Origin of the sequence: Paraburkholderia phenazinium (assembly GCF_900100735.1) — a bacterium.
In the GTDB taxonomy this organism is placed as follows: domain Bacteria; phylum Pseudomonadota; class Gammaproteobacteria; order Burkholderiales; family Burkholderiaceae; genus Paraburkholderia; species Paraburkholderia phenazinia.
The window spans coordinates 117763-140545 of sequence record NZ_FNCJ01000018.1 but is presented as its reverse complement, the minus strand read 5'-3'; the positions used below and the strand labels follow the sequence as shown (position 1 = coordinate 140545).

Below are 22783 nucleotides of genomic sequence, written 5' to 3'. Positions count from 1 at the left end.
GTCTCATGGCACAGGCAGCGAAAGCGCGAAACAGCAAGGCAGATTTCAAGATACGGGCGGTGCTGTTGGGTGGGCAAATACTCAACCCGGAGCAGGCCGCTCGTGACGTGGCCGAACTCTTTGCCTCCGACATCGAAGGGTCCTTGCGCGGTCAGGCACCTGAACTGGCCACTCATGAGATCCATGCTCTCGTGAGTGGTGTGATAGAGCGGCGCCTCTCTACGATGATGGCGTTTGAAGATGCCGGTGCACCGGGCGCAGTGCCCTTATCGTTGCCTGTGGCCAACCTGAAGCCTTCGGAGGTGATCGAACAGCGGAAAGTGCGCATGTCGATCGCGAGTCTTTATCGATCTGTCGACGCGAACAGGTTTTACTGCGTCGTGCCGTCGGGACAGACCAATGGTCGCGAGTTCCCGGCGTGGCAGTTTGTCGAGCCTGTGCCCGACCTGCTGCAGCACGTATTGATCGCACTCCGAGGGGCGTTGAGAAACGAGGTTCATGCTTTCATGGTCACGGCGAAGGACGAGCTGAACGAGCTGTCACCAGCCGAGGTCCTCGCCGGTACGAAGTTTGAGACACGGCGGTCGCTGCACCCCAGTCAGGCGCGTATGTTGACGTTGCCCGCAACCGAGCGTCAGCGAAGGGTGCTTGCGCTGATTGGCGGACCAGGAGAAAGCATGGCTGACTGAACGGCCATTGCGATGACAGAACAGAATCGGATCTTCGAACCACCGCCTCACTTGCGCGGCACTTTTCCATCCGTGGACAGCCTGATCAAATGTCTGTCCACGGATTTCGCAAAACCTGGAGAGAGCGAGCAGCTTTTCCGAGCCGCTTACGTCCGGACAAACGTAGTTCCCCGGCGGATCACCCAAGCTCACCGCTTCGGGCCCCCAGCAGCATTGATCGGGAATGACGGAGCGCTGCCGTTTGCCTGGTTCTATACAGCGCACGCCGCCGAGACTGCAATGTGGGAGGCACAATTTTGCAAGAACGACGTCACGCGCCCGGGTACGTACTATTTGGAACCCTTTGCCGTCGAGAACGGGGTATTGGCTGAGCTCAGGTTTGCCCGGCCGCTTCGGCTTTGGAATCTCAATGGCTCCGCATCGAGCCGCCTCGGAATATTCGACGAGCTGTCGAGCCCCGATCACGAGTGGTCGCAGTGGTTTGGGTACCAGTTGTTTTTGGCCATGCGTGCACCGGCCGCCGCAACAAAACCCGATGGATTTGTTTATCCATCCAGGCGGCATCGCGGTCATACGGCCGTCGCGCTGTTATCTGACGCGCTCGACGAACTCAGGGACGGTATCGAGATCACAGAGGTCGCGTTTCTGGCGTCGCCGGAATACGCCCGGGCGAGGCACGACCCCCTGCGAGTATCACCGCCGCTGTCATCTTCGAAACCATCTGTATAGAAAGCGTAGACGGACCTGCGGGACTCTTGCGCCGCCGCCGGTTCAATTCCCCAGCGCCGCCAACTGCCTCAAGCGCCGCGCCAGCGCCTTCGATACCACCTGCGATTCCGCGCCGCTGCCGATGCCGCGGGCGGCTTCGCTCTCGCGCAGGAACGCGGAGGTCTCCTCGGCGACGATCTCGCGCTCGTTATCCGAGGTGATCATGTGATACGAATCGTCGAGATAGATCGTGCGCAGAAACGGCGAGGCAATCTTCGCTGCCACGTAATGCGCATTGCGCGGGTTGGCCGTTTCATCGTCGATAGCGTGAATGATCAGGCAGTCGGTCGAGATCTCTGCGAGGCTTGCCCGCACGCATTTGGCAAGGCGGCTCGCCTCACGCAGCGCGGGCAGCGAAATGGTCGACGGCCCCACCTCGCTAATGCCGTTGCGCTGCATGGCGCGTGCGATCTTCGCGCGCAGCGCTTCATTGCGCAGCCCGAACGGCGACGCTTCGCGGTAACGCCAGCGACTGCGCAGCGGCGTGTAATAGGCCCACCCCAGCAAAAACCGGTACCACGGAATCGCCCAGCCGTCGTAGGAGAGGGTGATCGACAGTAACACCACCGCGTGGGCAGTCGGCCGTTTGCTCACTACGGCCAGCGCCAGCGCCGCGCCGATCGACAAGCCGCATACGGAGACGCGCGCATACCGCTCGGCCAGCGCGTCGAATTCGCGCAACGCGGCCTCGAGCCACGCCTCCATGTTGCGTTCGGTCGAGCCCGCGCTATAGCCGTCCAGCACCGGCGCGAAAGCGGTAAATCCTTCGTTGTTCAAATGGCGCGCCAGAAAGCGCATTTCGAGCGGTGAACTCGACAGGCCGTGCAACATGAGCACGGCGTGCTCACCGCCTTCCTGGAGTATGTGTTTGGCTCGATCCAAAGCTCAATCCTCGATCCGCAGCACCAGGAAGTCCCCGGCATGCGTCGTAAACCGCTCGCCGACGCAATCGACCGGCTTATAGGTGTGTTCCCCGCTCTTGATGCGCAAGCGATGGCTGCCCGGCGTCAGCGTGTTTTGCAGACGCGCGATATCCGCCGGGTGGACCGCCGAAAAACGGCTGCCGGGCGCCGAGGTGTGCGGCAGCACGTGGGCAGCGCCGCTCGCGAGGGCGACATCGGCGCGCAGCGAGGCTTTGCGGTCGAGCGCCTGGATCAGAATAATGGTGTCGTGATAGTGCGGCAGATGGCGCAGCAAACGGTGCGTCTCGTCGATCGTGCGACGCCGTAGCGCGCGGCTATTGTCGGCGCGCAGCAGCATTTCGTAGCGCGATTTGGCAACCGATGCGAACAGTTCGGCGCGGAACTGCGCGCGGCGCAGGCGCTCGATCAGGCAGATCACGAAGATCGTCACGGACGGGTACGAGATGCCCAGCATCAGGTCGTTGTGATCGAGCACCGTAAAGTTGGCATAGGGCGGCACGAACAGGTAGTCCGCAATCACGAGCCCCACCAGCATGACCGTCAGGGCCGGTCCCAGCCCAAAAAAGTACTCGATGAGTGCGGCGGCGACGCAAAAAAATGCCCCAGGCATGGCCGGGCCGATGAAGGGACTGAGTAGCAGACGTACCCCGCTTGCCACCGCCAAGGCCAGCAACGCGGCGAGCCAGGCTCGGGAACCGCGTGGCGCCCATCGTTTGGCGTTTTGAATTTTCACAGCAGTGCGTGCTTGATGGTACGCTTCAATTTAGAGATCGGGCGCCAATGGTATCGCATTCGATGCCCGGCAGGATCGGTTCTCTTGGCGGCCGTCCCAAGAAAACGACGTACCTGGCGCCTGGTTTGCATGCCTCGCTTAGGCGGGGCGGTGCGCGGCAGCACGTTGGGGGTACTCAACAATCGTCGCGCCGCGGCACCGCTCAGAACGTATAAGTCAGGGCGAAGGTGTCGGTATTCTGCTGAACCCGGCGTGTGATCGGACTCGAGGCGGAATTGCCGTACAGGCGGGCAAATTTCATCTCGACGGTGGCGGTCAGGGATTTGGTGATCAGATAGTCCGCTTCGACCGTGATATACCCGGTGGCGGCGCCGCCATGCGCGTCGTACACGGGCAAGCCGGACGCGGCGCTCTGGCTGGGCGTGATGCCGAACCAGGTTTGCTGGTAGGTCCCGTTAGTCCATGTGACGCCCGGCCCTGCGGTCAGATACAGCTTCTTGCCGATCGGCAGCGTGGCGGTGGCATTGGCGTCGACCACCAGCCCTTCGCGGTTGCCGCCAATATCCTGGGCCGCCGAGGTCGACAACGTGAACGCCGATAGCGTGTAGTTGACGAAGAGCTTGGCCCGCGGCGTAGTCGGTACATTTTGCAGCCCGCGCAGCCGGATGTCGTCGCTGGTCTCGCGCTCGGTGAAGTCGTATTGGAGCGCGAGGCCCGCGCTCCAATTGGCGTTGTTGATGAAATACACGCCCAGCAGCATGTCCTCTTTGGCGAACAGGCGGTTCTTGTATTCGATGTCGAACGCCGGAAAGGGCCGCAGCCGCATAAAGTTCGCGCCGGGATACGCTGGCTCCCACTGCCCTTCGGCGCCGACGGTCACGGTCCAGTCCGGGGCCGGCGCGGCGTTGGTCGTGACCTGCTGCGCGAAGCTCGCGACGGGCGCCAGCAAGCCGGCAAGCGCCATCAGGCCGGCGCCGAGTTGGGGTGACGAAAACATATTGCCAGTTCGAAGAGGGGAAAAACGGGGAGGCGGGACTGTGCGGATTGCCGCTTGGGTCCGCCGGGCCGGCCTCCGGGGTTGCCTTGCTACGTAGCTCGGAAGATTCAGGGCGCGCGTGATTATGAGGCATACGGAGCATTCCCGCACTCTAGGCTTGCGCAAACTTCGGCAAACGTTTGCATGTCAGGCATGCGAAAGGCCGCGCCTGGCGCGCGGCCTGTCCTGCACTAGCGCGGTACGCTTAGAACTGGTGACGCAGACCCACCGTCACGGCGACCTGCGTGCCGGTTGCCGAGGGCGACAACGTGTTGATCGTTGCGCTACCCAGCACCGAGCCGCTTGCCGCGCCATGAACATGCTGATACACGCCTTCGACGTAGACATCGGTCCGCTTGCTCAGCGTGTAGTCGGTCTGCAGCGTGAACTGATTCCATTCCGGCGAGGCGTTGGCGCCGCCGTCGCCGTACGAACCGTCGGTGAACGTGTAGGCACCGGCGAGGCTCAGGCTCGGCGTCAGCGAATAACGCGCGTTCACTTCATAGTTGTCGAGGCGCAGGCCGCCGCCCAAGGTGGCGTAACCATTGCCGCCGGCAAACACGCTCGACATGTTGTCGATCTGCGAGTGTGTCCACAGCAGGCCGACCGTAGCCGGGCCGAACGTATAGTTGCCGCCCGTGCCCCAGATACGCTGACGTTGCGCGACGAAGTCCGCGCTGCCGTCGCCGAGTGCGACCGCGCCGTTCTGATTCGTGCCGCTCACGCCGCCACCCGCATTGTTGAGCTGGAGGTAGCCTGCAGCCAGGTTCAGCGGGCCATGCGCATAGGTTGCGCCAAACCCATAGACGCGGTTGTTGGCGAAGCCGCCGGCCTTGTTGCTGAAGGCGTACATGCCTTCGACGGTGAAGCCGCCGTAGGTGTTGCTCGTGTACTTCACCGCGTTGTTGATGCTCATCGAGTCAGCAGCGAGGTTATCGTTGTTGAACGGATGCGCGGAGAGATTGCCGCCGTAGCCGTTGCCGGCGGCCGAGATCGGGCCCAGCACGTCGTTGACGGTATCGAACTGGCGGCCGAACAGTGCGGTGCCGAACTGGTCGCTCTGCAGACCGACATAAGCCTGTTCGCCGAACGCGTCGCCGGCGTTATAGAGGCTGCCGTTATTCAGGTTAAAGCCGTTTTCCAGTTTGAAGATCGCGTGCAAACCGCCGCCGAGGTCTTCCGTACCCTTCAAGCCATACACCGTGTTTTCGGTGGACGAGCTGGTTTCTTGCCAGTTGCTATGACCGCCCTGGTTGTTTGTATAAACCATGCCGGTGTCGATCACGCCATACAGGGTGACGCTGCTTTGCGCGTGTGCGGACAATGCAAATGCCCCTGGCAGCGCGAGTGCCAGTAACGACTTCTTCATGCTTTTAAGCTCCATGACGTAGCGGGGACTGCGAGAGTCAACAATTGCCCTGGGCGGCAATGCGTTCGCATATGCCGTTGGGCTGAGTTATAAGAACCGCGATGCTACGGTCTTCGAGATAAAAAGGTTGTATAAAGTGAATGGCGAGAAGATTTGACTAAGCCGCCCGGCGATTGGTGACGCTGGAACAACGATGTGTTCTCTTTGGATGCGCTATTCAGCGGACATCCCCCCTCATAGAATCCGTCCTACACCCACAGTCCTGTTCGTCTCCTGCGTGGACGAACTGCCCTCAAGCCGCCAGCCGAATTGACGATGACGACAGTTCCTCCGCTCCAGCAGCGATACAGCACGACCGCTATGAGCCTGCATTGGCTTATCGCATTGATGATCGTGGCCGGGTTTTATCTCGGCTGGATCATGACCGACATTCCCGGTTTTACGCCCACCAAGCTCAAGTACTTTTCATGGCATAAATGGATTGGCGTGACCGTTTTTGCGCTGGCGGTCATTCGTCTCGCATGGCGCCTCACGCACCGTGCTCCGGACTTGCCGTCGGGTATGGCGCCGTTGCAGAAGCTGGCGGCGGACGCCGTGCATGTGATCCTGTACCTGCTGATGTTCCTGATTCCGATCTCGGGCTATCTCTACAGCTCGGCGGCCGGCATCCAGGTGGTGTATCTGGGCATCGTGCCGCTGCCGACGCTGATCGGCCCGGACACCACGCTCAAGGTACTGCTGAAGACCATCCACATCTGGCTGAACTACAGCTTGCTCGCACTGGTGTCCGCTCACGTACTGGCGGCGCTGAAGCATCACTTCATCGATCGTGATGGTCTGCTGGCCCGCATGATTCCCTTTCTCAAGTAGCCTCAGGCTCACCGCAGATATCAACGATATGAAAACCTCTCTCCGTCAATGGGTTCTCGCCGCCACGGCGGTTTCCTCGCTGTTTTTCGGCGTCGCGCACGCCCAGGTCGACACCGCTAAAAGCAAGGTGACTGCCACCTCGAAGCAGATGAACGTACCTGTCGAAGGCAACTTCAAGAAATTCACGGCGCAGGTCGATTTCGATCCGGCCAAACCGGCCGCCGGTAGCGCGAAGCTGTCTATCGACACCGCGAGCTACGACCTCGGCGACGAAAGCTACAACGACCAGGTGCGCGGCAAGGAGTGGTTCAACGCCGCACAGTATCCGAATGCGACGTTCGTCTCGAGCGCCATTGCGCCCGCTGGCGGCAACCAGTTCAAGGTCAGCGGCACGCTGACCATCAAGGGCAAGGCCGAAGCCGTCACGGTGCCGGTCACCGTTGCCCAGCAAGGCACGACGCAAACCTTCGACGGCACCTTGCCGATCAAACGCAGCCAGTTCGAGATCGGCACGGGCGAATGGAAGGACACCTCAGTAGTGGCCGACGAAGTACTGATCAAGTTTCATATCGTGGCAGCCAAGAAATAAGCCGCACACACACTTACCTGGAGAATCACCTTGAAGAAGCAACTTTTGGCAGTAGCAGTCGCCGCGCTGGCAGCCGGCGCATCGTTTGGCGCAATGGCCGCTGAAACCACCTACACGCTCGATCCGACCCATACCTCGCCGAGCTTCGAAGCCGATCACTTTGGCGGCGTTTCGATCTGGCGCGGCAAGTTCACGAAAGCCACCGGCACGGTGACGATCGACCGCGAAGCGAAGACGGGTTCGCTCGAAGCCACCATCGACATGTCGTCGGTGGACATCGGCAACGATACGCTGGATACGGAGTTGAAGAGCCCGAAATTCTTCGATGCCACGCAATTCCCGACCGCTGTCTACAAGGGCACGTCGATGAAGTTCAAGGGCGATGTGCCGGTCGAAGTGATCGGCGAGTTGACCCTGCACGGCGTGACGAAGCCGCTGAACCTGAAGATCGAATCGTTCAAGTGCTTCCAGAACCCGATGCTCAAGCGTGAAGTGTGCGGCACGGAATCGACGGCAACGTTCGACCGCGCAGACTTCGGCGTGGACTTCGGCAAGACGTATGGCTTCAAGATGGCAACCGTCCTGCATATCCAGGCGGAAGGCGTGAAGCAGTAAGAGAGGATTGTCCCGCTACGTGCTGGCGGGTTTGCTTGACTGACGCCCCGGTCTTAGACGGCCGGGGCGTTTGCATTGGGCGTTAGCGGTGTGGCTTGCCGTCGTGCGGACCCATCGGACGCACTGGCCAGTCGACCCAGCGATCCGGGCGCGTGGCTTCATGGGCCTCGTTCATCGGATAACGAATCCGGTTCTCCTCCTTGCTGGCTTCTCCCACCACCAGCAACCGCACTTCCTCATTCGTGTTGTTGATGAAGGTATGGCAAATGCCGGTGCCTGCCGGAAACGCGACCGAGTCCCCTGGCTTCAACGGATGCAAATGACCGTCGATCCACACATCCGGCGTGCCTTCCAGCACGAAGGCGAATTCTTCCTCCGCGCTTTCCGCATGCGGGAAAGAGGTGCGGCGCCCAGGCAGCAAGCGTTCGTGGTGAATGCCGATGCGCTTAAGCCCAAGCGCGCGGCCAAGCGGCGCGCCAATGCTGTGCAGTTCCGCGCTGTCCTTGTAGTGGCTATCGTCCGGGCCTTCCAGTTCGGTCCAGTGGCGGATGAACTCGGGTCGTTCCATTGAAGTCTCCTTGCCTTGAATCGGCTCGCCTTGCAGGTCCGCCGCGTGGGGTCCGGCTGCGCCAGCCTGGGTGACGCGCCGTGAACGACGATCTTACTGCAGCAGCGCGCGCACGTTGTCCAGCAATTTGCCGATCTCCGCCTCGGTGGTCAGGTAGCTGACGGAAGCGCGGGCGATCTGGCTGAGGCCCCGGGCGTTCATGTCGAGCGGGGTATAGGCGACCCCGTTGCTGCCGATCGTCACGCCTCGCGCGGCAAGTGCACGCTGCACCGCTGTGGCCTCGTGGCCCGCCAGGTTGAAGGCCACCAATCCCGAACGTTCGCGTCCCTGATCGAGTACGGTCACGCCGTCGATCTGCGCCAGTTCGGCGCGCAGCGTCTGGGCGGTGGCGTCGATGCGGGCACGGATGTTCTCCACGCCGATTTCCAGCGCCTCCTGCAGTGCATTGGCCAAACCGCAGAACAGCGCCGGCGCGACTTCCGCAGATTCGAGGCGTACTGCGTCGGCCCGCAAAACGGGTTCGCCGTCGGCATCGAGCGGCGCTGTGTGGGTGTCGACGAATGCGGGTGTGAGGCGCTCCAGGAATGCCTGGCGTACATACAGCAGCCCTGTGCCGCGCGGGCCGCGCAAGGCCTTGCGGCCTGGGCCGGTCAAGACGTCGCAGCCGAGTTCGGTCACGTCGACCGGCACCTGCCCAAGCGCTTGCGCCGCGTCGATGAAGTACGCGATGCCATGACGGCGCGCGATCTGGCCGATCGCTGCCGCCGGATTGATGAGGCCGCCGTTCGCCGGCATCCAGGTCAATGCGATCAGCCTGACCCGCTCGTCGAGCATCGCCTCCAGTGCGCCGGGGTCGACGGCGCCGCTGCTATCGGAAGGAATCGTTTCGATGGATACCCCCGCGCGCTGGGCCGTCAGGCGCATGGTGGCCAGATTGCCGCCCCATTCGTGACGCGCAACCAGAATGCGATCGCCGGGCTGCCATGTGCCCAGCGCGGCGAACGCGCTGCCCCAGCCTTGGGAGTTGCCGCTCGTATAGGCGATCTCCGTGGCTTGGGCATTCATCAGCCGGGCGGCTAGCGTGCGCGCGCTGCCGGTTTGCTCGCGTGCGGCCACGCCTGCTTCCATGGGGCCCATGGTGGCTTCGCGCCACAGATGGGCGCGGATCGCTTCCAGCGTCGCTGCGGATGGCAGCGAGGAACCGGCGTGGTTGAAATGCGTGATGTGCTGGGTACCCGGCGTCTGGGCGCGCAGCGCTTGCACGGCGGCATCGGTAAGAGGGGCAGGCATGTGTGGAGGCTCCAGTGATGCAGCGACGGTTCGGAACTACGCTTCAGTTTCAGGACTGCTTGAGCGAGACAACCGCTTCGACTTCCACGGCAACGCCCGCGGGCAGCGACGCGACACCAACCGCGGCGCGCGCATGGCGCCCGGCGTCGCCGAATACTTGCACCATCAGATCCGACGCGCCATTCGCAATCGCGCTCTGACGATTGAACTCCGGCGTGCTGGCGACAAAGACGCCGAGGCGCACGATGCGCGCCACGCGCTCGAGCCGGTCGCCGGTGGCGGCGGCGATCTGCGCCAGGATGCCGAGTGCGGCGAGTCGTGCGGCCTGCACGCCATCCTCGTCGGAGATATTGTCGCCGAGTCGGCCAACATAGGCAGGCTGACCGCCCTTGCGCGAGATCTGGCCGGAAATATAAAGCAACGAGCCGTCCTGCACGAACGGGACGTAGTTGGCAGCAGGGGCGGCAACGGACGCGTGAAACGCATGGGCTTTTCGACGAAGGCGTTAGGGCAGTGCGTCATGCTACCCGTTGTTGAACGATAGAGTGCGTTTTGCGGCGGCGGTCAATCTGTTTATCATGTGAGTCTTCGCCAGACACGCCCGTCCGGCTCACGATCAGGGCGGCCGGTCAGGCGCTACACTCTGCGAAGCCAGCTATGAATACCACTCCCGACACTCCCAGCGCCGTTCCGCGTCCCGCCATGCGCTCACTGACGCCCGTCGAAGCGCGCGTGCTGGGTGTGCTGAGCGAGAAACAGCACACGGTCCCCGACACGTATCCGCTTTCGCTCAACGCACTGACCGCCGGTTGCAACCAGAAGACCGCTCGCGCTCCGGTGATGAACGTGAGCGAGGCGGAAGTGCTCACTGCGATCGATGGATTGAAACGCCTGTCGCTGGTTCTGGAAGGCAGCAGCAGCCGGGTGCCGCGCTTCGAACACAACATGAATCGCGTACTGGGCATTCCGAGCCAGTCAGCCGCCTTGCTCACGGTATTGGTTCTGCGTGGCCCGCAGACAGCCGCGGAATTGCGCCTGAACACCTCGCGCCTGCACGACTTCGCCGACATCTCGTCGGTCGAAGTGTTCCTCGATGAACTGGCGGCGAATGAACCGCCGCGCGTGGTGAAGTTGCCGCGCACGCCGGGCGAGCGCGAAAATCGTTGGACCCACGTGTTGTGCGGTGAAGTTAGCGTAAGTGAAGAGTTCGCGCGTGGCGTCGTGGAAGACGCGGCGCCATCGGCAGAGGTCGAGACGCTTCAGGCCGAAGTGAAGCGTCAAGGCGAGGAACTGGCCCGTCTTCAGACGCTGGTCGAATATATGGCGGCGGAGTTGGGCATCAGCCTCGACAAGTTCTCGCGCGAGCCCTGACGCTTACGCCTCTGCCGCTCAGCTGCCCGGAAAGTCGCCGAACGGATTGCCGGTGTCTTTCGTTTCGGTGCTCAGGTTGTATTCGGCGCGTACCGCTTTGAGCACTGCGGCAATGTCGCGCTCGAAGCCGGCAGCGTTACCGAAGTGCTTCATGTCCCAGTTACAGCCGGTTTTATCCGGCTCCTGTAACTGCGGACGGGGCACTCGAATCTTCACACCGTCTTCGACGATTTCTTGCAGGCGATGCAGTCGCCGGTTCACTTCCTGCTGCAGCTGCGATGCGTTGAGAGTCTTGCGTATCATCGGAGTCTCTGGTCCCGTGCGAGATGATTGCAAGTCTAGCGCATGCGTCAGCCGCAGCCCAGGTTGAATCAGCTCAACCACCCCTTGATCGAATCAGCCATGGTAGAGGCCGATATTCCATAGCGGTCGTGCAGCGTCGGGAGCGCGCCGGCAGCCAGGAACTTGTCGGGCAGTCCCACCTGACGGAGCGGGCACGATACGCCCGCGCGCATCAGCTCCGCGGCGACCGCTTCGCCTAGCCCGCCAATCACCGTGTGATTCTCCGCCACGACCACGAGCCGCCCCGTGCGCTTCGCTTCGCGCAGGATCGTCTGCGTGTCGAGCGGCTTGATGGTCGGTACATGGAGCACGCCCACGCCAATCCGGTCGCTTTCGAGCGCTTTCGCCACTTCGAGCGCGCGCATCGTCATCAAGCCCGACGAAATGATCAGCACCTCTGCGCCGTCGCGCAACATCTTCGCCTTGCCGAGCTCGAAGGTGTAGTCGTATTCGTCGAGTACCGCCGGCACATTGCCGCGTAGCAGGCGTGCGTAGACCGGTCCCTTGTGCGCCGCGATGGCGGGCACCATCTGCTCGATGTCGAGCGCGTCGCACGGATCGATGACCGTCATGTTCGGCATCGCCCGCATCAGCGCAAGGTCTTCGGCGGCCTGGTGGCTCGGACCGTAACCGGTCGTCAAGCCGGGCAGCGCGCAGACGATCTTCACATCCAGATTGTCTTCGGCGATCGTCTGGTGGATGAAGTCATACGCACGGCGTGTGGCGAAAACCGCGTACGTGGTGACGAAAGGTTGTGCGCCTTCGTGCGCCATCCCCGAGGCTGCGCCCATCAGCAATTGCTCCGCCATCCCCATCTGATAGAAGCGTTCCGGAAACGCCTTGGCGAAGATGTGCAGGTCTGTGTATTTGCTCAGGTCGGCAGTCATGCCTATCACGCTTTGCTTTTGCTTCGCCAGCTCCACCAAGGCGTGACCGAAGGGCGCGGAGCGAGTGATCTGTCCTTCACCAGCAATCGAAGCGATCATTGCCGAGGTCTTCAGGCGCGGTTTGCTCATCGTTGCGTCGCTCATGCTTGTCTCCCTGCTTCTAGTGCGTCGAGTGCGAGTTGCCATTCGTGTGCGTCGACGCGGATAAAGTGGTTCTTCTCGCGCTGTTCGAGGAACGGTACGCCGCGGCCCATGCGGGTGTCGGCGATGATCATGCGCGGTTGTGCGACGGGATGCTTGCGCGCCGCATCGAATGCAGCGGCCACGGCTGCGATATCGTTGCCGTCGACGCGTTGCGTAAACCAGCCGAACGCCTGCAGTTTTTCGACGAGCGGCTCGAATGCCATGATCTGCGTCGAGGGACCATCGGCCTGCTGATTGTTCACGTCGACGACGGCGATCAGGTTGTCGAGCTTCCAGTGACTCGCGGACATGAGGCCTTCCCAGATCGCGCCTTCGTCCAGTTCGCCATCGGAAAACAGCGTGTATACGAAGGCATCCGATCCTTTGCGCTTGAGTCCGAGGCACCGGCCCACCGCAATGGTCAAGCCCTGGCCGAGCGATCCACCGGACATCTCCATGCCAGGGGTGTAGCTGGCCATGCCCGACATCGGCAGCCGGCTATCGTCGCTTCCATAGGTCTCGAGTTCCTCGGCCGGCAGGATGCCCGCTTCGAGCAGCGCCGCATACAGTGCAATCGCATAGTGACCGTTGGACAGCAGGAAGCGGTCACGGCCTTCCCATTCGGGATCTTCCGGGCGATAGCGCATCGCGCCGAAGTAGGCAACGGCCAGGACGTCGGCGATGTCGAGCGCCTGCCCGATATAGCCCTGTCCCTGGACTTCACCCATTAACAGTGCATTTCTGCGGATACGGTAAGCGTGCTCGGCAAGGGTTGCCGTTGACGCGCTGGTTGGACTGTTCATGTCGTCTCCTGTGATCAGTCGGAATGGTTCGAAAGGGTTCAGCGGTTCACTGACTTCGCGGGCACCAGAAAGACGAGGGCGGCGCCGAGCGTGATGGCCACTGAGATGAAGATCAGGCCGGCGGTCGATTTGCCGGTGAAGTCGTTCAGCCAGCCCACGATGGCTGGGGAAAAGAAGCCTGCGAGGTTGGCCACGCAGTTCACGGCGGCGATCCCGGCCGCAGCGGACATGCCGCCCAGCAAGGCCGTCGGCAAAGACCAGAACTGCGAAGAAGCGGAGAGGATGCCGGCTGCTGCAATGCTCAGACAGACGATGGCTGCCGGGACGCTGCCAAGCGACGGCAGTATCGCGAAGGCGGTCGCGGCAATCAGCATGGGAATGGCCAGATGCAGCCTGCGTTCGCGTTGATGGTCCGCACTCATGCCGATCAGCGGCAGTGCGATGATGGCGCACAGATACGGAATGGCGGTGAACGCACCGACCCACAGCGGATCGGCGACACCGGCCTTGCGGATGATCGTGGGCAGCCAGAAGGTCAGGCCATACTGGCCGAGCACGACGCAGAAATAGATCGCGGCCATCAGCCACAAGCGGCGGTCGCCGATGAACGCCTTGACCGAGATGTGCGCGATCTTGTACGCGTTGTCGCCGGCAACATTGCGGGCGAGCAGCGCCTTTTCCGTTGCGGTCAGCCACTTTGCCTTCGCAATACCGTCGTCGAGATACAGCAGGATCGCGATGCCCAGTACGAGCGACGGCAATGCTTCGAGCAGGAACAACCATTTCCAGCCGGAGAGCGCCATCGCGCCCTGCAGCGAGTGCATGATCCAGCCAGACAGCGGGCCGCCGATCATGCCGGCCAACGGGATCGCCATAAAGAACAGCGACAACGCTTTGGCGCGGCGCGCAGCCGGAAACCAGTAAGTCAGATAGAGGATCACGCCGGGCGCAAAGCCGGCCTCCGCGACGCCCAGCAGGAAGCGCAGCACGTAAAAGGACGTAGGCGATCTGACGAACACGAAGCTGGCGGAGATTGCCGCCCACGTCAGCATGATCCGCGCAAGCCATTTGCGGGCGCCAACCCGGTGCAGGACCAGGTTGCTCGGCACTTCGAACAGGAAATAGCCGAGAAAGAAAATGCCCGCGCCCATGCCGTAGACGGTTTCGCTAAAGCGCAGATCGTTCAGCATCTGCAACTTCGCGAAACCGACGTTGACCCGGTCGAGGTACGCGCCGAGATAGCACAGCATCAGGAACGGGATAAGGCGGCGGCTGACCTTCGCGTAGGTTCTCGATTCGAAACTCGTCGAGTCCGTCTGCGGCAAGACGTCGCCGACGATGGGCGAAGCGGTGTATTTCGATTTCATGTCTGTCTCCTGTTGGTGGGAGCGATTACTCCCACCCCACGCAACTTGTTGCACCCATGGCCTCGGGTTTGCCCGAGTGCCTGGGACGCCACGCCCGCGTGCGGCGAGCGCCGTCGTCAATGAATGAGCATGCCGCCGTTCACGTCGAGCGTGATGCCTGTGAGGTAGGTCGACAGGTCGCTGACCAGAAAGAGGCAAGCGTTGGCGACGTCGGCGGCATCGCCGAGCCGGCCAAGCGGAATCCCCTTGATGATCTCTGCACGCATGTCGTCAGTGAGCTTGCCGCCGGTGATGTCGGTTTGAATCAGACCCGGCGTGATCGAGTTGATGCGAATATGGTCGGGACCGAATTCGCGAGCCATGGCGCGCGCGAGACCGAGTACGCCGGCCTTGGCGGCGCTGTAGTGAGGGCCGCCGAAAATGCCGCCACCACGTTGCGCCGACACCGACGACATGCAGACGATGCTGCCGCCTTTCTGTTCTTTCATGACCGGAAGAACCGCCTGCGACATATAGAGCGTGCCGCGCAGATTGACGTCGACGATGGCGTCGAAACCCTCGGCGCTGATGTCCAGGGTGCGCACCGGCTGCGTGATGCCGGCGTTGTTGATGAGGCCGTCGATGCGGCCATATCGCACGAGCGTCGCCTTGGCGGCCGCGAGGCACGCGGCCTTGTCCGTGACGTCGCAGGCGAGGCCCAGATGCGCGTCGCCGAGATCGGCCGCCGCGCGCTTCGCCTCGTCTTCGCGCAGGTCGAGAATCACGATCCGCGCACCCTGGGCGGCCAGTGCCTGGGCGGTTGCCTTGCCGATTCCGCGCGGCGAGGCCGCACCTGTGACGATTACGACCTTGTTTTCGAGCAGCATCGTTGTCTCCTGAGTGTCGATGTGATGGCCCCAGTGTCTGCTTCAGTGCCGGTCGCATCAACGACGTATCGCTCAACTATGGTTGAGAAATTTTCAGGTGACGTGCTTCGAATCCACTGAGGATTGCTAGGCGGGCCGATCCATCCGGTCAATCTCCCGCTCAATCCATGCGATGAACCGCGTCACACGCGGCAGCTCTGCGTTTTGCGGTGGATAGACCAGATGATGGGCGCCCACCTCGACAGCATGAGTACGGTCGAATACCGGCACGAGCGCGCCTTCCTTGATGCGTACGGAGGCGAGCATCAGGCTTTCGAGCGCAATGCCGAGGCCAAGCGCAGCCGTTTCCAGCGACATGTATGAACGGTCGAACGAGAAATCGAAGGTTTTGTGCGCGGCGGAAACCCCGGTACGCCCGAACCATTGTTTCCACTGCACGAGCGGCGTCTCCGAATAGATCAGACGGTGCTCCAGCAGGTCTTCCGGTGTGTTGACCGGGTGGAGTTCGAGATATTTAGGCGATGCAAGGGGTGCGATGAATTCGCCGCGCAAGGTGCGCACCTCCAGATCGCGCCAGTTGGCATAGCCGTGGCGCAAGTCGAGGTCGTAATAACCGCTGGTAAACGATACGTCTTCAAAGGAGCAGGCCAGATTCAACTGGATGTCGCCGTTGGCCTCCTGAAACGACTCGAGCCGTGGCAGCAACCACATCAGCCCGAAGCTGGGACTGGAATGCACCCGCAGGATTTCGACGTCGGTTCGGCTCGACGCCCGCTCGGTTGCGCGGCTCAGGTCCGCGAGCGAGCCGGTCACGTCGGACAGGTAACGCTCGCCTGTGGGCGTCAGCATGAGTCCGCGGCCTGATCGATAGAAGAGGGATTGGCCGATGATCGCTTCGAGATTGCTGATCTGATGGCTGACTGCCGACGCGGTGAGCCCCAGCTCTTCGGACGCACGGTTGACGCTCTTCGTTCTGGCCACGCTCTCAAAAGCAATGATGGCTTTCACCGGTGGGATGCGCATAGTCAACTCTTTCAGATGCTGTTGGATGAACCCGCCTTGTTCGCACGCCGTCAGCGCTGTCATTCACAGGGATTGCGCAGTGCAACAACTGCGTAGGAGCCGACAATAAATTATCCAGCTTAAGTGGAACACAGTTGCCGACTTTTGGGTGTCGCCAGTCGATGTCTGCGGCTGCCGGATGAGTGCGCCAGAGAGGATATTGTTAATATCGATGCTCCATGGTGCCGGAGGAGGCTGCGTAATGAACGGGTTCCGTTTTCAGACCGTGCCGACGCTCGTTGTCGAATATGGCGCAGCGCGGCGCCTCGGTAGTCTGCTGCGCGAGCAGTTCCCGGCGCTTACGCGCTTGTGCGTCGTCACCGATAGCTTCTTGCATCGCAGCGGTCTGTTGAATCCCGCTTTGGCCGATCTCGCCGCGCACGGCTGGCAGGCCACCGTGATCGACGACGTGATCGCCGATCCGCCAGAGCACATTGTGCTGGAGGCGACCGCGCTCGCGCATGAAGCGGGCGCGGAGATCGTGCTGGGGCTGGGTGGCGGCTCGTCGATGGACGTGGCGAAATTGCTGGCCGTGCTGGTGCCGCAACAGCAACAGCCGTTGAGCGAGATGTACGGGGTCAACAAGGTTGAGGTTGCGCGCTTGCCGCTCGTGCAGATGCCGACCACCGCCGGCACCGGCTCCGAGGTCACAGCGGTCTCGATCGTCACCGTTGGCGAAGCGAAGAAGATGGGCGTCGTCGCGCCGCAACTGATTGCCGATCTGGCAATTCTGGACGCGGAACTCACACTTGGCTTGCCGGCGGCTGCGACCGCTGCCACCGGCATCGACGCGATGGTGCACGCCATCGAAGCGTATACGTCGGTGCGTTTGAAGAATCCGATCTCCGACATGCTGGCGGTGAAGGCGCTCGAGTTGCTGTCGCGCAACCTGCTGGCCGCCTGCGAGAACGGCCAGGACCGGGCGGCGCGTGAAGCGATGCTGCTCGGCGCGACGTTCGCTGGCCAGGCCTTTGCCAACTCGCCGGTTGCCGCGGTGCATGCGCTGGCCTATCCGATTGGCGGTATTTACCACGTGCCGCACGGCCTTTCCAACGCCCTCGTACTGCCGCACGTGCTGCGATTCAACGCGGAGGCGGCGGCTCATCTGTACGCCGAACTGGCTGGCGTCGTGGTGCCGGCCGCCACGGGTAGTGACGCAAGCCGCACGCTAGCGCTGATCGAGCACGTCGAGTGCCTGATCGCCGCAACGGGTATTCCTGCGACGCTGCGGGCGGTGGGCATCGAACGCGGTGGCCTGGAACGCATGGCCAGCGACGCCATGCTGCAGACGCGTTTGCTGGTGAATAACCCGCGGGTTGTCTCCGAAGCAGATGCGCTGGCCATCTATACGGCCGCTTTCTGATCCACCCAACCTTCAAGGGCCGCCGCCGCGCACTGCCACATTTGTGTCGCGCAGCGGCCTGCCGCGCATGCTACGCTCCGGGCAAATCCAAAACAGCTAACCCATGCGCTCATTTTCCTCTCGCTTGATCTTTGCGGTTGCGTTCCTTGTTGTGGCGTTCTTAGACGCTTGCGGTGGCGGAGGCGGGGGCGGCGCCCAGGCTTCGTCGAGCGCGTCCAGCAGCCCCCCATCCAATAGCAGCGCGATTACCCTTTCGGGGTCGACCAATGTACCGGTTGCGGCTGCGCGTAACCTGCCGGCCTCGGCGGTGTGGGCTGTGTACTACGGCAGCGCCGCCCAAACCAATCTTGACCAGCTCGCGTCCAGCTTCAACGTGATCGTCATCGACGCGGATCCGGGCACCGGCACGCCCAACTTCACGCCGGCGCAGATCGCCGCGCTGAAGGCGCACGGGGCGAAAGTGCTCAGCTATCTGAACGTTGGAGCCTGCGAAACCTGGCGCACCTACTGGACGACCGTGCCTTCCGGCTTCGTCTCCTGTGGCGCGAATCAGGCCGCGCAATTGGGTCAGTACAGCGGCTACCCGAACGAGTACTGGATGAACGTCGGCAACGCGGACTATCAGAACCTGATCGTGAACTACGTCGCGCCACGGCTCGCCGCGACCGGCGTGGACGGCTTCATGCTGGATAACTTCGAAATTGTCGGCCACGCCGCGAACGCGGCTCAAGGTCCCTGCAATACTGCCTGCCAGCAAGGCGGTCTGGATCTCGTCGCGCAGTTGCGCACGGAATTCCCGAATGCGCCGATCGTCCTGAATGGTGCTCCCACCTCGGCTATCAGCGGTTCGAGCGGCGGCGTGTCGTTCCCGATGCTGGTGGACGGCGATTTTGCCGAACAGGTGTTCTTGCCCTCGCTCGACAGTTCGCTGCTGCAAACGCTGCAGTCGTGGAAGAGCACCGAGGCGAAATTGCCGCGCAGCGCGTTCTTTACCGGATCGCTGGACTACGTCAGCAGTTGCTCGGATAGCACGGATGCGCAAAGCGACTGGAAGGCCAGCGTGGCCGCCGGGCTGACTCCTTCGGTCGCGACCTCGGCGCTTAATCAGGTTTGCTGGTGGTCGTTCTTGCCGGCGGTCGCGACGAATTGAGGGCCTAGCCCTGTTCCACCTGTCTGCCTGCGGCGAGGACCCTGGTTCGCTCGACCGCCATGGGTCTGTCCGCCGGCCAGAAATACAACACGCGGCCCTTGTCGCCCGGCCGCTTCCTGCCATCATGTGGCGCTTCGCTTTCGGCCGCGGTGAAATTCACCGTAGCCAGATCGTGACGGCCGAGCGCGTCAAAGATGCTCGACGCGAGCCACGCAGGCATGAATTCACTCCGTCTGACGAGCCCGCATAGCAGCGCACACAGGGCGAGAAGGACGAACGGCGAGCCGGCAAGGACAATCAGGAAGAGGGTCAGGTTCCACGAGCTGTTGAGCGTGAGTTCGCCCACGTTCACCAACAGCATCGGGATCATCGTCACCCAGAACAGCAGCCTTGCGACCCACCACAGATCGTTCATGAGTTGCGCGAAGCCGTTCTTGCAGCCAGCATAGATCGACATCGCGGTCTGATCCTTTCTCGCGATTGCCAGTAAGGAGCCTCGTTCGTCGACGACTGCGGTGACCTCATCCCCTTCGTTAAAGCAGAGGCCGCTTAGCATGGTGCGGTAGTTGATGCCCTCGATGGTGATGTCCATCAGATAGGGCTGCTCGGCTTGAGGCTCTGGTGCCTTGGTTCGGGAAGGCGGGATGTTGGTGGTCTGATCGATCTGACTGGAGATGCGCATTAGATAACCGCGCTGCCAGTTATTCATTATTGCTTTAGCGCCATTTCCATTTAATGCAAATAGAATAGGTGCAAAAGCTTTGACTAGCGTGCCTGTCGATGTTTCGGGGACGGCAAGAAGATCCACCGGAACCTGCTCCATGGTACTGACTTTTCCATGTATTACGCATAACTGATCGGACATCACTCAAGCCTTTTCCGGAATGCAATGACAGATGTGGGTTAGCGCTGCGACGCGTTATCGCCTCTTGCGAACCGGAAGTTTAGCCGAAACTTTGTAAATGAATGTATCGTTATTTCGTTGAAAGTACGTTAAAGGTTAAATCAATGCGTTTTATATTTGTTGAATAGGATTTGTAAAAAATAGAATTATAAAAGGTCGGGGTCAAATCTACGTCCAGACCGGTGTCAGCAGAAGGGCTGGACGTAGAACTGTTCGACCGTCCTGTCTGCTCAGTGGACCGGTGGTGCCAGCTCAAGCCGATGCACCGCAGTCCCCGGCAAGAACGGGGCCGTCGCACCGTGTACCCAGGCCTCATGTCCCGCGAGGAAATACGGCGACAAAGGATGGCCTGATTGGCCGCCCGGCATTTCGAACAGACCGTTCTGCTCGCGACCCGGCGACACGGCCATGCGCTCGGAGGCGCCGAACGATGGGGTTTGCACGCGTGGCATGTTGAAGTCGCCCGCCAGCGGGTCTTGCGGTGCACTGAGCCAGGCGTGCAGCCATGGCAACCATGCCGGCACGATTCGCGCGAACGGATGCTCGATTGCCGCGCGGTTGCGATCGCCCCAGCGCGCGTCTTCGAGCGTCACGCCCGGCGGTAGCTGTGCGATGGCGTGGTCGATACGCTCGAGCATGAACGCGTGCCAGTCGGCGCTACCGTCCGGTACCCATGTCTGATGCGCGGCGAGCGCTTCCATGACCGCCTCGTAGCGGGAACTCGCAGAACGAAAGCTGAGCGGCGGGTTGATGGCGGTCGTATTGGCACTTGCTGCGAGTTGCTTGTCGAGCGTGCCGAACCAGGCGTCGTAGAGCGAAAAGTAGAACGCTCGCACGAGACGGTAGCCGACCGCGTCGGCATCGGCGCGGCCGTTCCATGCAAGCACGAGGCGGCGAAATTCCGCACGCTGCGGATGATCGCGCAGCGCGTCGGGGTCGAGCGCCGAAAGCGCGAGGCGGCGCCAATTGTCGATCCACAGCGCACGGTCGTCGGTCTGGATGGCGAGCATGTCGCGCTCGTCCGCGCGTGGCAGCGCCAGCAGATCGTCACGGATTTGCGCTGCACGGGCGCCGACGTCGGCGCCTGCGTCGCCCAGCAGCGCTGCTTCGGTGTCGGGCAGCGTATGGTTGTTCGCGGTCCAGAGACGGCCGAGCGGTGGATCGATTCGCGATGGATACGCCTGCGGCGCAAGGTAGCCCTGCCAGCCCTGATAGGTGGCCGAATCGAACGGCAGGTCGTCGAACGAACCGCTCGAGGCGTCTGCGGCCGTGCTCCAGTGCGGCAGCGGTCCAGCAAGCGTCCAGCCGATCTTGCCTTGCGCATCGGCGACTGTGAAGTTCTGTGTTGGAATCCCGCTGGTTTGCGCTACGTGCAGCGCGTCCTCGACGCTTGTGGCTTCTTCGAGCCGCTGCAGGTTGACGTTGACCGCCTGGGGATCGTGCGCGACCCAGCGCAGCGCATAGGCGTGCGAGCCGACCACGATCTGCAGACCCCATTGTGTCTCGGCAACCGGCAGATCCACCGGCTTGCCGCCTTTGACGTCGATACGTTCGTGATAAACCGTGGCACGTTGCCAGCCCCCGCCGGGAACCCGGTATTGCAGTGGATCCGCGGGATTGCGTTGGAGTTCGATCAGGTCGATGAACCGGCCGTAGCTGTTGGTGAAGCCCCAGGCAACGTGGCCGTTGCTGCCGGCGATGACGAGCGGCGCGCCCGGCAGACTGACGCCGGTGATGCGCCGTGCTTGACCGTCCGGGTCGTTCCACTTCAACGAGAGCCGGTACCAGAGGTTGGGTAGCGACAGGCCGAGGTGCATATCGCTGGCAAGGAGCGCGCCGCCGTGTGCGCTGTGTGCGGCATCCACCGTCCAGCCGTTGCTGCCGACCATGGAGTTGCCTTCCATGAGGTCGCGTTCCGCGAACTCAGTTCCTTGCGCTGGGACGCTGGCGGATTTCGACGCCTGCAACCAGTCTGGGCGCGTAGCCGGTGGCGTGGGAAGGTCGACCGCGGGCGGCTTGGCGACGTCGAACGGCGCGTCCCAGTGACTCCTCGCCGGTAGCAGGAACGCGAACAGATCGGCCGGCACGCGCTCGCGCAACGCGGCGCGTGAGAGGATGCGGATCGCCTCGTGCGATTGCAGGTCGAAGTACATCGCGTAGACCACGAGCAGGCTGTCCTCGGGACGCCAGGCGAGCGGCGGCGTGCGCAGTACCCAGTATTCGAACGGCCGTGAATTCAGCGCGGCCAGTCCGTCGTTGACTCCGGCTGTGTAGCTGTCCACTAGCGCCCGCTGGTCAGCGGGCAGCGCGTTGACCAACATCCGCGCGCGTTCGCGGAACCGGTTAGGCCGGTTACGGCGATCGAGTTCGAGCGCGGCCGGCCCGATCAGCGCGGCCATCTCGCCGGCCGCGACGCGGCGTAACAGGTCCATCTGGAAGAAGCGATCCTGTGCGTGAACGAAGCCGGTCGCGTAAGCCACGTCGGTTCGGGCGGCGCCTGCCAGCGTGGGAACGCCCAGCGAATCGCGTTCGATTGTGACGGGAGCGGACAATGCGGGTGCGGCATGCGTGCCGTCGAGTTGCGGCAGGCTGGCACGCAGCGTCATCCAGCATGCCAGCACCAGCGCGACTACGATCGCGGCGATCGCGCAAATCACAAGAATCAACCAGTGCGACCGCGGTCTTCCAATGGAGAGGCTCGGGCGAGTCATCGTCGATCAGGGATGTCGTGGTTGTGGCCGTGCGTGGCATACCATCTCGGCCGGGGCGCGTATGACCATAGCACGGGTCAGTGTCCGAGGGCATCCGGCCGGCGTTTGAGGTCCGTACAATATGCGATGTCCTGATTCGCCACCCTCAAGGTTGGCTCGGTGAAGACACGCGAAGCTTTACTCAATCGTGACTTCACTCCCTGCCGCAAAGGCCCGCAGCGCATCGCCGGCGAGGCGGTAGCGAATCCATTCGGTTTGTGCTGAGGGAGCAGTTGCTTGAGACGGCGCAGGCTATTTCCATACCACGGAGATAGGTCGGCGAAC

At 62.3% G+C, this 22783-nt stretch carries 22 protein-coding genes and 1 pseudogene; 8 read left to right on the top strand and 15 right to left on the bottom strand.

What is annotated here, in order from left to right:
* The first annotated feature begins 5 nt into the window (after positions 1–5).
* The gene (locus BLQ92_RS30750; protein WP_090691099.1) at positions 6–689 is read left to right on the top strand and encodes a hypothetical protein; all 684 of its coding nucleotides are present in this window, start codon (positions 6–8) and stop codon (positions 687–689) included.
* Positions 690–701: 12 nt separating this feature from the next.
* Positions 702–1418, top strand: a complete 717-nt coding sequence (locus BLQ92_RS30745) for an RES domain-containing protein (RefSeq protein ID WP_090691095.1) — start codon at positions 702–704, stop codon at positions 1416–1418.
* Positions 1419–1460: 42 nt separating this feature from the next.
* On the opposite strand, the gene BLQ92_RS30740 is transcribed toward BLQ92_RS30745, so the two are convergent.
* The 4 genes from BLQ92_RS30740 to BLQ92_RS30725 form a co-directional block, all read right to left on the bottom strand.
* A complete protein-coding gene (locus tag BLQ92_RS30740; protein WP_090691092.1) occupies positions 1461–2288 on the bottom strand; it encodes an alpha/beta hydrolase in 828 nt (275 codons plus the stop codon).
* A gap of 54 nt (positions 2289–2342) precedes the next feature.
* Complete coding sequence (locus tag BLQ92_RS30735; RefSeq protein WP_090691089.1) at positions 2343–3113, bottom strand: DUF4118 domain-containing protein; 771 nt, start codon at positions 3111–3113, stop codon at positions 2343–2345.
* A gap of 202 nt (positions 3114–3315) precedes the next feature.
* The gene (locus BLQ92_RS30730) at positions 3316–4110 is read right to left on the bottom strand and encodes a MipA/OmpV family protein (protein ID WP_090691087.1); all 795 of its coding nucleotides are present in this window, start codon (positions 4108–4110) and stop codon (positions 3316–3318) included.
* Positions 4111–4354: 244 nt separating this feature from the next.
* Positions 4355–5518, bottom strand: a complete 1164-nt coding sequence (locus BLQ92_RS30725; protein WP_090691083.1) for a porin — start codon at positions 5516–5518, stop codon at positions 4355–4357.
* 315 nt (positions 5519–5833) lie between these two features.
* Between BLQ92_RS30725 and BLQ92_RS30720 the strand changes: the two genes are divergently transcribed.
* Genes BLQ92_RS30720 through BLQ92_RS30710 form a run of 3 tightly spaced genes read left to right on the top strand, consistent with a single transcriptional unit; the run spans position 5834 to position 7592 of the window.
* Positions 5834–6388, top strand: coding sequence for a cytochrome b (locus BLQ92_RS30720; RefSeq protein ID WP_090691080.1), 555 nt, complete (start codon positions 5834–5836; stop codon positions 6386–6388).
* A 28-nt stretch (positions 6389–6416) separates the two neighbouring features.
* Positions 6417–6977, top strand: coding sequence for a YceI family protein (locus BLQ92_RS30715; protein ID WP_090691077.1), 561 nt, complete (start codon positions 6417–6419; stop codon positions 6975–6977).
* 30 nt (positions 6978–7007) lie between these two features.
* Positions 7008–7592 (top strand): YceI family protein, encoded by a 585-nt coding sequence (locus BLQ92_RS30710; protein WP_090691073.1) that lies wholly within the window; start codon positions 7008–7010, stop codon positions 7590–7592.
* A gap of 82 nt (positions 7593–7674) precedes the next feature.
* On the opposite strand, the gene BLQ92_RS30705 is transcribed toward BLQ92_RS30710, so the two are convergent.
* The 3 genes and pseudogenes from BLQ92_RS30705 to BLQ92_RS30695 form a co-directional block, all read right to left on the bottom strand.
* Positions 7675–8160, bottom strand: a complete 486-nt coding sequence (locus tag BLQ92_RS30705) for a cupin domain-containing protein (RefSeq protein WP_090691070.1) — start codon at positions 8158–8160, stop codon at positions 7675–7677.
* Positions 8161–8253: 93 nt separating this feature from the next.
* A complete protein-coding gene (locus tag BLQ92_RS30700; protein ID WP_090691067.1) occupies positions 8254–9450 on the bottom strand; it encodes an aminotransferase class V-fold PLP-dependent enzyme in 1197 nt (398 codons plus the stop codon).
* A 49-nt stretch (positions 9451–9499) separates the two neighbouring features.
* Positions 9500–9913 (bottom strand): annotated as a pseudogene (locus BLQ92_RS30695) (RidA family protein); the annotation flags it as partial.
* A 194-nt stretch (positions 9914–10107) separates the two neighbouring features.
* On the opposite strand from BLQ92_RS30695, the gene BLQ92_RS30690 reads away from it, so the two are divergent.
* Positions 10108–10821: a YceH family protein gene (locus tag BLQ92_RS30690; protein ID WP_090691061.1), complete on the top strand. Its 714-nt coding sequence runs from the start codon at positions 10108–10110 to the stop codon at positions 10819–10821.
* 18 nt (positions 10822–10839) lie between these two features.
* On the opposite strand, the gene BLQ92_RS30685 is transcribed toward BLQ92_RS30690, so the two are convergent.
* The 6 genes from BLQ92_RS30685 to BLQ92_RS30660 all read right to left on the bottom strand — a co-directional run bounded on the left by BLQ92_RS30685 (position 10840) and on the right by BLQ92_RS30660 (position 16292).
* Positions 10840–11124 carry a hypothetical protein gene (locus BLQ92_RS30685; protein WP_090691058.1) on the bottom strand — a complete coding sequence of 95 codons (285 nt, stop codon included), beginning with the start codon at positions 11122–11124 and terminating at the stop codon, positions 10840–10842.
* 68 nt (positions 11125–11192) lie between these two features.
* Positions 11193–12194 carry a transketolase family protein gene (locus BLQ92_RS30680; protein ID WP_090691054.1) on the bottom strand — a complete coding sequence of 334 codons (1002 nt, stop codon included), beginning with the start codon at positions 12192–12194 and terminating at the stop codon, positions 11193–11195.
* Positions 12191–13036 carry a transketolase gene (locus BLQ92_RS30675; RefSeq protein ID WP_090691051.1) on the bottom strand — a complete coding sequence of 282 codons (846 nt, stop codon included), beginning with the start codon at positions 13034–13036 and terminating at the stop codon, positions 12191–12193. Before BLQ92_RS30675 ends, BLQ92_RS30680 begins: the two co-directional genes overlap by 4 nt.
* 38 nt (positions 13037–13074) lie before the next feature.
* Entirely contained in the window at positions 13075–14403 is a 1329-nt protein-coding gene (locus tag BLQ92_RS30670) for an MFS transporter (RefSeq protein ID WP_090691048.1), read from the bottom strand.
* 116 nt (positions 14404–14519) lie between these two features.
* Positions 14520–15269, bottom strand: a complete 750-nt coding sequence (locus tag BLQ92_RS30665) for an SDR family NAD(P)-dependent oxidoreductase (RefSeq protein ID WP_090691044.1) — start codon at positions 15267–15269, stop codon at positions 14520–14522.
* Between the two features lie 126 nt (positions 15270–15395).
* Positions 15396–16292, bottom strand: coding sequence for a LysR substrate-binding domain-containing protein (locus BLQ92_RS30660; protein WP_090691196.1), 897 nt, complete (start codon positions 16290–16292; stop codon positions 15396–15398).
* Positions 16293–16533: 241 nt separating this feature from the next.
* Between BLQ92_RS30660 and BLQ92_RS30655 the strand changes: the two genes are divergently transcribed.
* Both BLQ92_RS30655 and BLQ92_RS30650 read left to right on the top strand, forming a co-directional pair.
* Positions 16534–17694 carry an iron-containing alcohol dehydrogenase gene (locus tag BLQ92_RS30655; protein ID WP_090691041.1) on the top strand — a complete coding sequence of 387 codons (1161 nt, stop codon included), beginning with the start codon at positions 16534–16536 and terminating at the stop codon, positions 17692–17694.
* A 103-nt stretch (positions 17695–17797) separates the two neighbouring features.
* Positions 17798–18844 carry a glycoside hydrolase family 191 protein gene (locus tag BLQ92_RS30650; RefSeq protein ID WP_090691038.1) on the top strand — a complete coding sequence of 349 codons (1047 nt, stop codon included), beginning with the start codon at positions 17798–17800 and terminating at the stop codon, positions 18842–18844.
* 4 nt (positions 18845–18848) lie between these two features.
* On the opposite strand, the gene BLQ92_RS30645 is transcribed toward BLQ92_RS30650, so the two are convergent.
* Both BLQ92_RS30645 and BLQ92_RS30640 read right to left on the bottom strand, forming a co-directional pair.
* Complete coding sequence (locus BLQ92_RS30645; protein WP_143016701.1) at positions 18849–19667, bottom strand: hypothetical protein; 819 nt, start codon at positions 19665–19667, stop codon at positions 18849–18851.
* A gap of 311 nt (positions 19668–19978) precedes the next feature.
* Positions 19979–22405, bottom strand: a complete 2427-nt coding sequence (locus tag BLQ92_RS30640) for a penicillin acylase family protein (RefSeq protein WP_425194902.1) — start codon at positions 22403–22405, stop codon at positions 19979–19981.
* Positions 22406–22783: the final 378 nt, after the last annotated feature.